Origin of the sequence: Corallococcus sp. EGB, from assembly GCF_019968905.1 — a bacterium.
Classification (GTDB): Bacteria; Myxococcota; Myxococcia; order Myxococcales; family Myxococcaceae; genus Corallococcus.
This window is the reverse complement of the sequence record NZ_CP079946.1, coordinates 6,811,060-6,827,143: the sequence shown is the minus strand read 5'-3', so window position 1 is coordinate 6,827,143 and position 16,084 is coordinate 6,811,060. Positions and strand designations below refer to the sequence as shown.

3 protein-coding genes are annotated in these 16,084 nt (G+C 72.1%); all 3 read right to left on the bottom strand.

Annotated features, from left to right (window positions below; all coding sequences use genetic code 11):
• The 3 genes from KYK13_RS27840 to KYK13_RS27830 are packed head-to-tail and all read right to left on the bottom strand — an operon-like array spanning position 1 to position 16,081.
• A complete protein-coding gene (locus tag KYK13_RS27840; protein WP_223635562.1) occupies positions 1 to 5,958 on the bottom strand; it encodes a type I polyketide synthase in 5,958 nt (1,985 codons plus the stop codon).
• 41 nt (positions 5,959 to 5,999) lie between these two features.
• The gene (locus KYK13_RS27835) at positions 6,000 to 10,658 is read right to left on the bottom strand and encodes a type I polyketide synthase (RefSeq protein WP_223635559.1); all 4,659 of its coding nucleotides are present in this window, start codon (positions 10,656 to 10,658) and stop codon (positions 6,000 to 6,002) included.
• A gap of 44 nt (positions 10,659 to 10,702) precedes the next feature.
• A complete protein-coding gene (locus KYK13_RS27830) occupies positions 10,703 to 16,081 on the bottom strand; it encodes a non-ribosomal peptide synthetase (RefSeq protein ID WP_223635556.1) in 5,379 nt (1,792 codons plus the stop codon).
• Positions 16,082 to 16,084 lie beyond the last annotated feature (3 nt).

The following is a 16,084-nucleotide window of genomic DNA, read 5'->3' as shown; positions in this document are numbered from 1 at the left end:
TCAGGCCGCGTCCTCGCTGCTGCTGCTTCCACCGCCGTCGCCGCCGCCCGCGTCTTCCAGGATCGCGAGCAGCTCGGCCACCTGGTCGTCCGAAAGCTGGTCCATGTTCTCCAGCAGCTTCTCCGCCTCCGCCGCGGTCACCTTCTGCTTCGCGGTGGGCGTGGCCACCGGCGCGGCCATGGGGGCCTGCGCGGGCGTGGCGCCCTCCACGGAGTAGCCCAGCCGCTCGATCACCGCGTGGGTGGAGGCGTCGAAGGCGCGGGGCCATTTGATGCGCTTCCAGGACTCGCCCATCTTCTTCTCGATGCCCTGGTGCTGGAGGATGTTCGGGTCGCCCAGGCCGCCCATCATGCGGTCCTTCTTGCCGTCGTAGGGCTGGACCATGCGCTCGTCGAACTCGAGCCCCAGGAAGTGGGCCACGCCGGTCATCACCTTCGTGGGGTCCGCGACCAGGTCCTCGTAGCGCACCCAGTGGCAGCGCTCGCGGCCAATCCCGTCGAAGAAGTGGAGGAGGTTCCGGTTGGACAGCGCCCACACCGTCTCCGCCACCACGTAGGGGTCCACGTCCGCGTCGCCGAAGAGTCCGGCGGCGAAGAGGCGGTCGAAGCGCATGCGGAGGATGGACTCCATCACCGGGAGCGGATGGCGGTAGAGGTAGATGTACTTGTTGCCCTCGAACATCCGCTCCGCGCGCTCCAGCGTCTCCATGTCCATGGCGTACGTGGGCGTCTTGTCCACGAGCAGCCGGGGCGCGGACTTCTCCTGGAGGCGGCGGTAGACATCCTGCGCGGACACGTCATCCGCCACCAGCCGGTCCACCAGCGCGGCGCCGGCGGGCGAGTCCAGCTTCTCCAGCTCCATGAGCGCCCACTGCAAGCCGCCCGTGGTCCACTCCATCTCGCTGCCGAAGCCGATGTTCTGGCGCCACTCGCGCATGCTCTCGAAGAAGAGCAGGTTCACCTCGGGCGGGCAGAACAGGCGGGGGTGCCCGGCGAGCATCACGCGGAACAGCGTGGAGCCCGCGCGGGGGCTCGAGTGCACGAACACCATGGGCGGGTTCTTCTTCGCCGTCTGGGTGCGCTGCACGCCGGACGTCTGGGCGCGGTAGGGCTTGAGCGGGTACGCGGACAGCGGCTTGTTCTCCGCGAAGCGCTGCGGATCCTGCAGCCGGTCCATCTCCACCAGCAGGTACCTGGACAGCTCCGGGATGGACGGGTGCGCCTGCACCTCGTGCGGGTAGAGCTGGAACTTGAAGTCCTGCCGCAGGTCGTACTCCAGCTCCGCGCCCAGTGCGTGCAGGTCGTAGCCCTTGAGGCTGCCGTCGGCGGGCAGCTGGTCCACCGGGATTCGCAGGCCTTCGGAGATGTGGTGGCGCAGGTACTCGGTGAGCAGGGCGGGGCGCTCGGTGGGGAACGCGGTGCGCAGGCGCTCCGCGATGGGCTTCTCCGTGGAGGCCGCGCGCTTGCCCAGCTCCTGCTCCACGCGCCCGGCCACGCCGGCCACGGTGGGCGTCTCGAAGAGGCCGCGCAGCGACAGGTCCACCTTCAGCACCGCGTGGATGTGGTTGCGCAGCTGCGTGGCCAGCAGCGAGTGGCCCCCCAGCTCGAAGAAGTTGTCGTGGATGCCGATGCCGTCAATGCCCAGCACCTGCTCCCAGATGCCCGCGACGGTCTTCTCCAGCTCCGTGCGAGGCGCGGCGTAGGGCGTGAGGATGGAGGGCCGCGCGTGCTTGTTGCCCTTCGCCGCGTCCTTCTTGCCCTGCTCCGCCTTCACGGCGCGAGGCCCCTGCCGGCGACGCGCGGCCAGGTCTCCGGTGGAGACGGCCAGCCGGCCACCCTCGCCGTGAGATAGCGCGCGGCGCAGCGCCTCCAGGCCTTCGGCGGGCTGGATGGCGAACTGGGCCAGCGTGGGGGACAGCTCCGCCATGGCCTGCGCGTCCGCGAACTGCCACGCGTCCCAGTCCACGCTCAGCCACGGGTAGGCGAAGCCCTCCGTGTTCGCCTCCGCGAACGCGTCCATGAAGGCGCTGGCGGAGGCCTGCGCCACCTGGCCCAGACCGCCCAGCACGGACGACAGCGACGACACGAGGAGGCAGAACGCGGGGCCTTGCTTGGGCAGCACCTGCGCCAGCACCCGCACGCCGTGCACCTGCGGGCGGAAGTGCCAGGCGCACTCGTCCGGGCCCGTCTCCGCGATGGTGCCCAGCGTGGCGCCCTGCATGCCGCCGGCCGCGTGGATGACGCCGTCGATGCGGCCGAAGCGCGCCACCGCCGCGTCCACCACGCCGCGCATGGATTCCACGTCGGTGAGGGACGCGGGCAGCACCAGCATCTCCACGCCCGTGCGCTCCAGGGCGAGCGCGCGCTGGATGCGGCGGGACACCGCGTCCTGCACGCCGTGCTTCTCCACCCATGCCGTCCACTGGCCGCGGCTGGGGAAGTCCGCCGTCTCCACCAGGGTCAGCTTCGCGTGATGGGCAGTGGCCAGCTCGGACGCCAGCGCGTGGCCGATGCCGGTGAGGCCGTCCGTGATGAGGTACGCGCCGCCGTCGCGCAGCACCTCCGCGCCGCCGGCCTCCAGGCGCACGGGCTCGAAGGTCTGCACCCAGCGCTGGCGGCCACGCAGGGCCACCACCGCGTCACGCGCCTCCGCGCGCAGCTCCGCGGCCAGCCGGTCCGCCGCCGCGCCCGCGTCGCCGGGCGCCACGTCCACGAAGCGGCACGCGAGGTTCGGGTACTCCTGCGGCAGCACGCGCGAGGGACCCACCAGCAGCGCCTGCTCCGGCAGCTGCGCGTCCGCCTGCTCCACGCGGGCGGAGCGGCGGGTCACCACGGACCAGGTGAGCGGCTCCAGGTGGCCCGTTTCGCTCAGGGCGCGGGCGAGGAACAGCTGGCTGTGGAAGCCCAGGTCCAGCGACGCCGGCTCGCGCGACACGCTCCACAGGTGGACCACGTTCGAGAACGCGCGGCCCTGCTTCTTCAGCGCCTCCAGCACCGCGCAGTAGTCCTCGCGGCGGGTGGGGTCCACCGTGAACGTGCCGTCCGGGCGCTGCTCGAAGCGAGCACCCGGGATGACGCGGAAGACCTCCCCGCCCAGCTTCGGCGCCAGGGCCTCCGCCACGCCGGTGTCGTCCGCGAGCACGAGCCAGCCCGCGCCCGCCGCGTCCTTCGCCTTGGGCAGCGGGGACAGCTTCCACGACGGCGCGTAGAACCAGTCCGCCACGTCCGGGCGCTTCGCCAGCGGCGCGGGCGCGTCCGTGCGGGCTCCACCGCCCAGGGGCTTCGCGTCGATCCAGTAGCGCTCGCGCTGGAAGGGGTAGGTGGGCAGCGGCACGCGGCGGCGCTGCTCGTTCGCCGCGAAGCCCTTCCAGTCCACCGTCACGCCGTTCAGCCACAGCCGGCCCAGCGCGCCGAGGAGCACCTGGAGGTCCTGCGTCTGCTCGCGCGGGTGGCGCGTGGAGGACACGAGCACGCGTGCTTCCGCGCCCGGCTGCTGCTTCGCCAGCGTGGTGAGCACCGTGCCGGGGCCCACCTCCAGCAGGGCCGCCTGAGGCCACTTGCGCGACAGCTCCTGGAGGCCCGCGGAGAAGCGCACGGCCTGGCGCAGGTGCGTGGCCCAGTAGCCCGGGTCGGTCGCCTGCGCCGCTTCAATCCAGGTGCCCGTCACGTTGGACAGGAAGGGCAGGGTGGGCGCGTTGAGCTTCACCTGGCGCACGCGGTCGGTGAAGGGCGCGAGGATGGGGTCCATCATCGCGGAGTGGAACGCGTGCGACGTGTGCAGGCGCGACACCTCCACGCCCTGCGCCTCCAGCTTCGCCTGCAGCGCGTCCACCGCGTCGGTGGGGCCCGCCACGACGGTGAAGCCCGGCGCGTTCACCGCCGCCACGCTGACGCTCGCGGGGAGCAGCGGCGTGAGCGCGGACTCCTCCCGCTTCACGGACAGCATGGCGCCCGAGGGCAAGGACTGCATCAGCTTGCCGCGCGCGGCCACCAGCGCCAGCGCGTCGTCCAGGCTGAACACGCCCGCGAGGCACGCGGCCACGTACTCGCCAATGCTGTGACCCAGCATCGCGGAGGGCTTCACGCCCCAGGCCATCCACAGCTTCGCCAGCGCGTACTCCACGGCGAAGAGCGCGGGCTGCGTCAGCTCCGTGCGCGTCAGCGCCTGCGTCGCCGCTTCCGCCTTGGACGCTTCCGGGAAGAGGACCGTGCGCAGGTCCACGCCCAGGTGCGACGTCAGCTTGTCCGCGCACGCATCCAGGTGGCGCTTGAAGGTGGGCTCGGACGCGTACAGGTCGCGCGCCATGCCCACGTACTGCGAGCCCTGGCCTGGGAACAGGAAGGCCACCGGCCGCTCCTGCACGTCCGGCGCGTGCGTCCACAGGCGGGGGCCACCGTCGGCCTCCAGCGCGGCGAGCGCATCCTCGCGGTCGCGGCACACCAGCACGCGCCGCCTCGCCATGGCCTGACGGCCCGTCTGGAGCGTGAAGGCCACGTCCGCCAGCGCCTGCGCCGGGTGCGCCTTCAGGTGCGCGGCCAGGTTCTTCGTCGCCGCGTCCAGCGCCGCGTCGCTCTTCGCGGACAGCACCAGCAATTGCGCGGGCCGGGACGCGCCGGACGGCGGAAGGGCCGGGGCCTCCTCCAGCACGACGTGCGCGTTGGTGCCGCCCACGCCGAAGGAGCTCACGCCCGCGCGGCGCGGGTGCTTGGGGGTCGCCTGCCAGTCCGCGAGCTTCGTGTTGACGAAGAACGGGCCGCCCGCGAACGGAATCTCCGGGTTCACCTCCGTCACGTGGAGGCTGGGCGGAATCTGCCGGTGCTCCAGCGTCAGCACCGCCTTGATGAGGCTGGACACCCCGGCCGCGTTGGCCAGGTGGCCGATGTTGCTCTTGAGCGAGCCCACCGGGATCTTCGGAGGGGTCGCCTTCGCCGCCGCCGAGCGGAACTTGAACGCCTTGTTGAGCGCGCGCACCTCGATGGGGTCACCCATCTTCGTGCCGGTGCCGTGCGCCTCCACGTACCCGATGGTCTCCGGCGCCACGCCCGCCGCGCCCAGGGCCTCGGTGATGACGGTGGCCTGGCCCTCCACGCTGGGGGCGGTGAAGCCCACCTTCAGCGCGCCGTCGTTGTTGATGGCGCTGCCCTTGATGATGGCGTGGATGTGGTCGCCGTCCTGGATGGCATCCGCCAGCCGCTTGAGCACCACCACGCCCACGCCGCTGCCGAACACCGTGCCCTCCGCCTTCGCGTCGAACGCGCGGCAGTGGCCGTCCGGGGACACGATGCCGCCGGGCACGAAGGGGTAGCCCTCCGGGTGCTTCACGTGCACGGACACGCCGCCCGCGAGCGCCAGGTCGCACTCTTCATTCAAGAGGCTCTGGCAGGCCGCGTGCGTGGCGACGAGCGACGTGGAGCACGCGCTGGTGATGGAGTAGCTGGGGCCGCGCAGGTTGAGCTTGTACGCGACGCGGGTGGCGAGGAAGTCGCCGCCGTTGTTCACATCCACCTGCACCTGGTCCATGCCGCTCAGCTGGTCGAAGTTGGGGACCAGATGGAACACCAGGTACGTGTTGGTGGCCGCGCCCGCGAACACGCCGATGGAGCCGTCGAAGCCCTCCGGCGTGTGGCCCGCCTTCTCCAGCGCCTCCCACGCGCACTCCAGGAAGACGCGGTGCTGCGGATCCATCAGCTCCGCCTCGCGGGGCGTGAAGCCGAAGAAGCCCGCGTCGAACAGCTCCATGCCGGCCAGGGCGGCGCTGGCCTTCACGTGGCGCGGGTCCTTGCGCAGGACGGGGTCCACGCCCAGCTTCTCCAGCTCCGCGTCGGGCACCGGCTGGATGGACTCCACGCCGTCGCGGAGGTTCTTCCAGAAGGAGTCCAGGTCGGGAGCGCCGGGGAAACGTCCGGCCATGCCAACGATGGCAATGGCCTGCGCGTCGATGTTCGTGTCAGCGGACATGGGGTGTGCTCGGGCTTCGAAAGGTGGGGGGGAGGGGACGGCTACTCCTCATCGGAGGCGCCGTCGCCCCGGCGGTTCGCGCGGCGCGCGCGGCGGCGCTCCCCGCGACTGAGCGCCTCGGTCTCCTCGGGCGCGAGTTCCGTGTCCTCGCTGCCGCTGGCGGCCTTGAGCAGCTTCGCCAGCGCCCCCACGGTGGGGCCTTCGTAGAGGGTGACGGCCGGCAGGGCGACGCCGAACTGCTCGCGCACGCGGGCAATCAGCTTCACGCCGACGAGCGAGTTGCCACCCAGCTCGAAGAAGTTGTCGTGCACGCCGACCTGGTCGATGCCCAGCGTCGTCTGCCAGAGGCGGGCGATCTTCTCCTCCAGCTCGTCGCGAGGCGGCACGTAGGCGTTCTGGAGCGCCGGACGGGGCGTGGTGCCCAGGGACGAGCCCGCCTCCTGCTTCGCCTCCGCCTGCTCCTGCGCGGCGGCCGGCTGGGCCCACTTGCGCGCGCGGGCGCGCAGGTTGCTGGTGGACACGGCCACGTGGGACACGGCGCCCAGCTGGAAGAGCTGCTCGAAGGCGTCCTCGCCCTCGGCCGCGGTGATGGCCAGCGCGCCGAACGGGCTCTGCGCGCCGCCCGCGCGGGACTCGTACTGCCACGCGTCCCAGCCCACGCTCATCCACGGCACCGGCGACGTCTGCGCCTGCTTCGTGGCGAACGCGTCCATGAAGGACGTGGCCGCCGAGTACGACGCCAGGCCCAGTCCGCCCAGCACCGCCGCCAGCGAAGAGGACAGCACGCAGAAGTCCAGCGCGCGGCCCCGCAGCGCCTCCTCCAGCGCGTACAGCCCGCGCACGCGGCCGTGGAAGGTGTCGCGCACGTCCTCGGGGCGCGTGTCCGGGATGGCGCGGAAGAGCGCCTGTCCCACGTCACCCGCCGCGAACACCACGCCGTGCAGCGCGCCGAAGTGCGACAGCGCCGCGTCCACCGCCTCCTTCACCTGGACCTTGTTGCCCGCGTCCACGGAGGCCGTGTGCACCCGGGCGCCCAGCGCCTCCAGCTCCCGCACCTGACGGATGCGGCGGGAGGCGGCGTCGTCCTCGCCATGGGCCGCGAGGTGCGCGTCCCACTGCGAGCGCTCCGGCAGCGCCGTGCGCCCCGCGAGCACCAGCCTCGCCTTCGCGCGCTTCGCCAGCGACTTCGCGTGGGAGAAGCCCAGCGTGCCGAAGCCGCCGATGATCAGGTACACGCCCCCGTCGCGCAGCGGCAGCTGGGCGGCGCGCGGCGCGTCCGCGGGCACGTGCTCGAAGTGCTGGACCCAGCGGGCCCCGCCCCGGTACGCGATGACGTTCTCCAGCTTGGACGGCGTGGCGGCCTCGGACAGCAGCGCCTCCACCAGCGCCGTCTCCTGCCAGCTGCCGGACGGCGGCAGGCGGACGTCCACGGCCTTCGCGGACAGGTGGCCGTACTCCTGCGGGATGACGCGCACCGGGCCCAGCACCGTGGCCAGCTCCGGGTTCGGCGCCTCGTCGCCCAGCGCCTGCATGCGGTTCGTCACCGCGACCAGCGACACGGGACGCGTGCCGGGCTGACGGCCCAGGGCCTGCGCCAGGGACAACAACCCCAGGAACCCCTTGCCCAGCGCGGCCTCGAAGTCCGCCTCGCCGTGCGCGTCGCCCAGGCCCAGCGTGCCCAGGTGCAGCACGTGGTCCGGAGCGCGGCCCTGCGCGGTGAGCGCCTCCAGCACCGTGGCCTCGCCGCCCAGCGCGAGCGACCAGCGGTGCTCGTCGTGCTTCGCGGTGACGGCGGCCGGGGTGATGCGCACCACGTCCTGGCCGGCCTCGCCCAGCTTCAGCGCGAGCCGCGCGCCCAGGCCCTCGTTGGAGTCGTCCGGGAGCAGCAGCCACCAGGTGGCCTTCTTCTGGCTCCAGGTGCCCTGCGGCGACGGCAGCGCGCGCTGCCACGACGGCAGGTAGAACCAGCGGGCCACGGGCTGCTTCTGGTCCGCGGAGGCCCACTCGGAGCGCTCGCCGTCGGCGGCGGTCTCCTTGCGCGGCTCCACCCAGTGGCGCAGACGCTCGAAGGGCGACGTGGGCAGCGCGATGCGGCGGCGCTTCTCCTCGCCCCGGAAGGCGCTCCAGTCCGCCTCCACGCCCTCCAGCCACAGCCGGCCCAGCGTGGCCAGCACGTGGTCCAGGTCCGCGACCTGCTCCTTCGGGTGGCGCAGCGAGTTGAGCAGCGCGTGCTTCGCGCCCTTGTCCGGGTGCTGCCGCGCCAGGGTGACGAGCGTGTTGCCCGGGCCCACCTCCAGCAGGATGGCGTCGGACTCCTTGAGCAGCTCCGCCACGCCGTCCGCGAAGCGCACCGCGCCGCGCAGGTGCTTCGCCCAGTAGTCGGGGCTCGTGGCCTGCTCGGCCGTCACCCAGGTGCCGGTGACGTTGGACAGGTAGGGCTTCGCCGGCGCCTTCCGGGCCACCTTGCGCACCGCCTCGCGGAACGCCTCCAGGATGGGGTCCATCATCGCGGAGTGGAACGCGTGCGACGTGTGCAGCCGCGACGACGCCAGGCCCTGGAGCTTCAGCGTCTCCACGAACGCGTCGATGAGCGGCGTGGGGCCCGCGACCACGCACGTGGCCGGGCTGTTCACCGCCGCCACGGACAGGCCCTCGGGCAGCATGGGCGTGACGTGCTCTTCCGGCAGCGACACCGCGAGCATGGAGCCCGCGGGCAGGGACTGCATCAGCCGCCCGCGCGCGGCCACCAGCGCCAGCGCGTCGTCCAGGGTGAACACGCCCGCGAGGCACGCGGCCACGTACTCACCGATGCTGTGGCCCACCATCGCGTGCGGCGTCACGCCCCACGACTCCCAGAGCTTCGCCAGCGCGTACTCGATGACGAACAGCGCGGGCTGGGTGAGGCCCGTCTGCTTGAGGCGCTCGGATGCCAGCTCGCGCGACTCCGCGGCCGGGTACAGCACCGTGCGCAGGTCCAGGCCCAGGTGTGGCTTGAGCTTCTCCGCGCAGGTGTCCAGCTGGGCGCGGAAGACGCTCTCCGTCTCGTACAGCTCGCGGCCCATGTCCACGTACTGCGAGCCCTGCCCGGAGAACATGAACATCACCGGACGGCCGCTGTTCTCCGCGCTGCCGGAGAACACGCGGCCCGGGGTGCGCTCCGCCAGCGCGGAGGCCAGCTCCGCCGTGGTGCGCGCCACCACCGCCCGGCGCTTGCCGAAGCGCTTGCGGCCCACCTGGAGCGTGTACGCCACGTCCGCCAGGTCCACGCCCGGGTTCTCGCGCAGGTGCGCGGCCAGCCGGTCCGTGGCGACCTCCAGCGAGTTCTCCGTGCGCGCGGACAGCAGCACCACCTGCGCGGGCAGGCGGGCCTTGTCGGTGGCGGGCAGCTCCGGCGCCTCCTCCAGGATGGCGTGCGCGTTGGTGCCGCCCATGCCCAGCGACGTGACGCCCGCGCGGCGCGGCGTCCCACCGCGAGGGAAGTCGCGCAGCTCCGTGTTCACGTAGAACGGGCTGTTGGGGAAGTCGCACGCCGGGTTGGGCGTCTTGAAGTTGAGGCTGGGGGGAATCACCTTGTGGTGCAGCGTGAGGGCCGCCTTGATGAAGCCCACCGCGCCCGCCGCCGAGTCCAGGTGGCCGATGTTGCTCTTCACCGAACCCAGCGCGCAGAAGTTCTTCTTGTCCGTGCCCTGGCGGAAGGCCTGCGTGAGCGCCGCGACTTCAATCGGATCTCCGACCTTGGTCGCGGTGCCGTGCGCCTCCACGTAGCCGATGGAGTCCGGCTCCACACCCGCGACGGCCTGCGCCAGCGCGATGACCTCCGCCTGGCCCGCGACGGCCGGGGCCATGTAGCTGACCTTCTGCGAGCCGTCGTTGTTCACCGCCGAGCCACGCACCACCGCGTAGACGGTGTCGCCGTCCTTGAGCGCGTCCGACAGGCGCTTGAGCGCGACCACCGCCGCGCCGTGGCCCGCGACGAAGCCCGCGGCCTCCGCGTCGAAGGTGTGGCAGTGGCCGTCCGGCGCCGTGGTGCCACCCTCGTGGTACAGGTAGCCCGCCTTCTCCGGGAAGTGGATGGACACGCCGCCGGCCAGGGCCATGTCGCACTCGAACGACAGGAGGCTCTGGCAGGCGTAGTGGATGCACGTGAGCGACGTGGAGGACGAGGACTGGACCGTGACGGCCGGCCCCTTCAGGTCCATGCGGTACGCCACTTCCGTGGTGAGGCTGTCCTTGTCGTTGCCGATGGACGCCTGGAGGCTCTCCACGGACGCGACGTGCGCCAGGTGCGAGTAGAGGTTGGAGAGCAGGTACGTGTTCATGCTCATGCCGCCGAACACGCCCACGCGGCCGGGCTGGCGCTCCGGGCTGTAGCCGGCGCTCTCCATGGCCTCCCACGCGCACTCCAGGAAGACGCGGTGCTGCGGATCCATCAGCGCGGCCTCGCGGGGGTTCATCCCGAAGAAGGCCGCGTCGAACATGTCCGTGTCGCCCAGCGTGCCGCGGGCCTTCACGTAGTTGGGCGCGCGGACCATGGCCGGGTCCGCGCCCTCCGCGATGAGCTCCTCGTCGGTGAAGAAGGTGATGCTCTCCACTCCGCCGGTGAGGTTCTTCCAGAACTCGGCGATGGTCTTCGCGCCGGGCAGTCGCCCACCCAGGCCGATGACCGCGATGCCATCCACTTCGGGAGTGTCAGTGCTCATGGAGACGTCCTTCGAAACCTGGGGGGATGCCTGAGAGTCGTTGGTTACTTGCCACGGCCGCGCGCCTGCTGACGCCGCGCCTGGGCGGCCCGGCGGCGCTCCGCCTCGTCCTTGATCTTCTGGGAGGCCGCGCCGGAGTCCTCGCCCTTGTTCGCCAGGTGCTGGGCGAGCGCGCTCACCGTGGTGAACTTGAACATGTCCACCAGCGCGAGGTCCGCGCCCAGCTCCTCGCGAAGCCGCCGGTGGGCCTGCGCGATGAGCAGCGAGTTGCCACCCAGCTCGAAGAAGTTGTCGTTGAGGCCGACGCGCTCCACCTTGAGCACCGACTGCCAGATGGCCGCCACGCTGCGCTCCACCGCGCTCTGGGGCTGGGCGTAGGCGACGCCAGACGCAAGGCGCGCCCCTTCCGGCGCGGGCAGCGCCTTCGCGTCCACCTTGCCGTTGGGCGACAGGGGCAGCGCGGACAGCGGCACGTACGCGGACGGCAGCATGTACGGCGGCAGCGCTTCCGCGAGGAACGTGTTCAGGTCCGAGTGCGTGGGCGCGGGCTCGCCCAGCACCACGTAGGCCACCAGGCGCTTGTCGCCGGGCGAGTCCTCGCGCGCCATCAGGAACGCGTCCTTCACCGCCGGGTGGCGGCGCACGGCGGCCTCCACCTCACCCAGCTCGATGCGGAAGCCGCGGATCTTCACCTGATCATCCGCGCGGGACAGGAACGTGAGCACGCCGTCCGGCAGCCAGCGCGCGCGGTCGCCGGTGCGATACAGGCGCTCGCCGGCATGGAACGGATCCGCGATGAAGCGCTCGGACGTCAGCTCCGGCCGCTTCCAGTAGCCGCGCGCCACGCCCAGGCCGCCCACGTACAGCTCGCCGGGGATGCCCACGGGCAGGAGGTTGCGCTCCGCGTCCAGCACGTACACGTCCGTGTTGATGACGGGCCGGCCGATGGGCACCCACGCGTGGCCCTGCAGGTCCTCCACCGCCATGCGGTGGTAGGTGGAGCACACGGTGGTCTCCGTGAGACCGTAGCCGTTCACCACCGGCACGGTGGCGAGCAGCTTCTCCACGTCGCTGGCCACCAGCGCCTCGCCGCCGGACAGCACCAGCTTGAGCGGCGGCAGCTGCTCCAGCCGCGCGTTGAGCCCCGCGATGACCGCGGGCACGGTGCTCACGATGGTGACGGCGTGGCGGGTGATGAGCTGGAAGAGCTTCTCCTGATCGAGGATCTCCTCCTCGGTGGGCAGCACCAGCGCGCCGCCCGTGCACAGCAGCGGGAGGATTTCGCCCACGAAGCTGGCCGAGGCCACCGACGTGAGCGGCAGCATCCGGTCCGCGGCCGTAGGCGCGTAGGACTCCACGAACGAGCGCACCAGGTTCGCGAGGCCCCCGTGCTCCAGCATCACGCCCTTGGGCTGGCCGGTGGAGCCGGACGTGTAGACGAGGCACGCCAGCTCCCCGGCCTTCACGGTCGCGGCGGGCGCGGAGGACAGCGCGCCGTCCAGCGGCTGATCCACGAACAGCGTGCGCGCGGACACACCGGCGGGCAGCGTGCGCTGGAGCCAGGACTGGGTGAGCAGCACCGGCGCCTGCGTGTCGCCCAGGATGAAGGCCACGCGCTCGGAAGGGTAGGCCGGGTCGATGGGCACGTACGCCGCGCCCGTGGCCATCACGGCCAGCACGGACACCAGCGTCTCCACCGAGCGCTCCAGGCAGATGCCCACGATGTCGCCCGGCTTCACGCCCGCGCCGCGCAGCCACGCAGCCAGCTGACCCGCGCGCGCCTCCAGCTCACGGTAGGTGAGCCGGGTGTCCTTGAAGAGGACCGCGACGTGGTCCGGCGTGCGAGCCACCTGCGCCGCGAAGAGCGCGGGCAGCATGTCCGCCTGCGTGAGCGGCACGCGCGGACCCTTCCAGGTCTCCAGGAGCTGCTGCTGTTCGGCCTGCGTGAGCAGCGGCAGCCCCGCGAGCGCGCGGCCCGGCTGCGCGGCGATGCCGGACAGCAGCGTGGCCAGGTGCCCGGCCATGCGCTCGATGGTGTCGGCCTCGAAGAGGTCGGTGTTGTACTCGAAGGAGGCCACCAGCTCGCCGTCCGCCTCGCCCATGGTGAGCGTGAGGTCGAACTGCGCGCCGCCGTGCGACAGCACCAGCGATTCAATCGGCAGTCCCGCCACGGTGGACTTCGCGCCCGGGATGTCCAGCGCGAAGGGCGTGAGGCCGCGCTCATCCAGCTTGGAGGCGCGCTGGTAGACGAACATCACCTGGAACAGCGGCGAGCGGCTCTGGTCCCGCACCGGCTGCAGCCGGTCCACGAGCGCGCTGAAGGGGTAGTCCTGGTGCTCCAGCGCGCCCAGCATCGTCTGGCGCGTCTGGGCCAGGTAGTCCGTGAAGGACAGGGTGGGGGACGGGCGCGTGCGCACCACCAGCGGGTTGACGAAGTAGCCCGTGATGCCCGCCAGCTCCGCGCGGCCGCGGCCCGCGCTCACCACGCCCAGCGTGAAGTCCTGCTGGCCGGTGTAGCGGTGCAAGAGCACCTGGAACGCCGTCTGGAGCACCATGTTCGGCGTGGCGCCGTGGTCGCGCGCCAGCGCCTTCACCGCGCTCGCGACGCTCGCGTCCAGGCGGGTGGTGTGGACGCGGCCGTTGAAGGTCTGCGCCGGGGGACGCGGGTGGTCCGTGGGCAGGTCCAACACCGGCAGCGTGCCGGACAGCTGCTCGCGCCAGTACTTCTCCAGCGCCTGGCCACGAACACCCGCGAGCATCTCCGCCTGCCACCGCGCGTAGTCCGCGTAGGTGCGCGCGGGCTGCGCGAGCGAAGGGCGCTTGCCCAGCTTGAGCGCGGGATAGAGCGCGTCCAGCTCCTCCGCCATCACCGCCAGCGACCAGAAGTCGGTGACGATGTGGTGCATCGCGATGAGCAGCGCGTGGTCCTCCGCGGACCGCGACACCAGCCGCACGCGCAAGAGCGGCCCCTTCTCCAGGTCGAACGGGCGGCGGGCCTCGGCGGACAGGTGCTCCGCCACCTGCGCGTCGCTCCAGCCCTTCGCGTCGGTGACGACGAAGTCCAGCGGCAGCTCCGCGTGCACGCGCTGCACGGGGCCGGTGGCCGCCATGACGAACGTGGTGCGCAGGGCGGGGTGGCGGGCCACCAGCGCCTCGAACGCGCCCTTCAGCGCGTTGGCATCCAGCCCCGCGCGCACGCGCACCGCGACGGGCACGTGGTAGGCCGCGCTGTCCGGCGCGAGCTGGTGCATGAACCACAGCGCCTGCTGCCCGCCGGACAGGGGCGCGTCACCGGTGGCGGACGTGGCGGCCACCGCGTTCGAGGCCTGCTGGGATGGCGGCGCCGACATCAGCGTCACCACGGCCTCCGCCAGCTTCGACAGCGACACGCCCTGGAGCACGTCCGACAGCGGCAGGTCGATGCCCAGCCCCGCGTCCACCGCGCTCTTGAAGTCCACCGCCATCAGCGAGTCCACGCCGTAGGCATGCAGCGGCTTCTGCGCATCCACCTGCGCGGTGGGCAGCCGCAGCACCTGCGCGGCCTGCTCCTGGAGGAACACCGTCACCATGGCCCGGCGCGCGGTGGGGTCCTGCACCACCGCCAGCATCTTCTGGAGCATGCTCGTGTCCGGGCCCACGGGCGCGGGCGCGGCGGCCTCCACGGAGGACTCGGGAGCCTTCACGGCCTCCGGCGCCGGGGCGGGCGCCGCGGCGATGACGCTCTTGTGCAGCGCCTCCAGCGTGTCCGCGAGGTACTCCGCGCGGGTGGCGAAGCGCTGGATCTTGCCGCTGGACGTCTTCGGGATGGCGCCAGGGCCCAGCAGCACCACGCCCAGGGCCTGCAGGTCGTGCCCGGCCGCGACGGCCTGCCGGATGCCCTGCGCCAGCGCGTCCAGGTCCACGCCGTCGCGCTCCACCGCGCGGCGGTCCACCTCCGTCACGACGACAAGGCGCTCCTCGTCATCCTGCTCGATGGAGAACGCCGCCGTGCAGCCGGGCCGGATGGCGGGGTGGGCGGACTCCACCGTGCGCTCGATGTCCTGCGGGTAGTGGTTGCGCCCGCGGATGATGATCAGGTCCTTGAGGCGGCCCGTCACGAACAGCTCGCCGTCCGCGAGGAAGCCCAGGTCCCCCGTGCGCAGGAACGGCGTCGGGTCGCCCGTGCCGGCCAGCGGCTGCTGGAAGGTGGTCCGCGTCTGCTCCTCGCGGCCCCAGTAGCCCTGCGCGATGCTGGGCCCGGCGACGCGGATCTCGCCCACCTGGCCCGGCGGCAGCGGCGCGCCCGTCTCCGGATGCGCGATGACCAGGCGCTGATCCATGAGGTTGCGGCCGGAGCCCACCAGCGTCTGGGCGCCGGGCGTGGACGCCTCCTTCGCCACCACGCGGTTTTCCTTCAGCGCGCCCCCATCCACCGTGCGCTGCACGGGCAGCTCGCGCTTGTCACCGCCAGAGGCGATGAGCGTGCCCTCCGCCAGGCCGTAGCAGGGATAGATGGCCTCCGAGCGGAAGCCCTGCGGTCCGAACGCCTCCGCGAAGCGCCGGAGCGTGTCCGGCATGATGGGCTCCGCGCCGTTGAAGGCCAGGTCCCAGTGGCTCAGGTCCAGCTTCGCGCGCTCCTCCGGCGTGGACTTGCGCACGCACAGGTCGAACGCGAAGTTGGGGCCGCCGCTGGTGGTGGCCTTGTAGCGGGAGATGGCCTCCAGCCAGCGCATGGGGCGCTTGAGGAAGTCCACCGGCGAGAACAGCGTCACCGGGAAGCCGCCATACAAGGGCTGCAGGATGCCGCCGATGAGCCCCATGTCGTGGTACGGCGGCAGCCAGATGACGCCCTGGCTCTGGGGCGAGTGCCCGAAGCAGGAGTGGATCAGCTTCGAGTTGTGCAGCAGGTTGCCGTGCGTCAGCACCACGCCCTTGGGCGACGACGTGGAGCCGGACGTGTACTGGAGGAACACCCGCGTGTCCGTGGCCACGCCCGGGTCCTTCCACCCTTCGGCGACCTCCGCGTCCAGCGTGTCCGTGGCGATCCAGTGCAGCTCCCGCAGCTCCGGCGCCTGCTCGAAGAGCATCTCCCCCATGCCGTAGATGAAGTCGGTGGTGAGGGCGATGGTGGCCTGCGCGTCCTGGCTGATGGCCAGGAGCCGCGGCAGCGTGCGCGCCAGACGCATGGGGTCCGGCGGGTAGATGGGAACGGCGATGACGCCCGCGTACAGACAGCCGAAGAACCCGGCGATGTAGTCCAGCCCGGGCGGATACAGCAGCAGCGCCCGCTGGCCCTGCGCGCCGCGCGCCTGGAGCGCCGCCGCGATGGCGCGCGCCTTCTGATCCAGCTCCGCGTACGTCAGGTGCGCTTCGTCCGTTTCGCCGTCCAGGAGGAACGTGAAGCCACGGCGATCTCCCTGGGTGCTTGCGCGGACGCGCAGCAATTC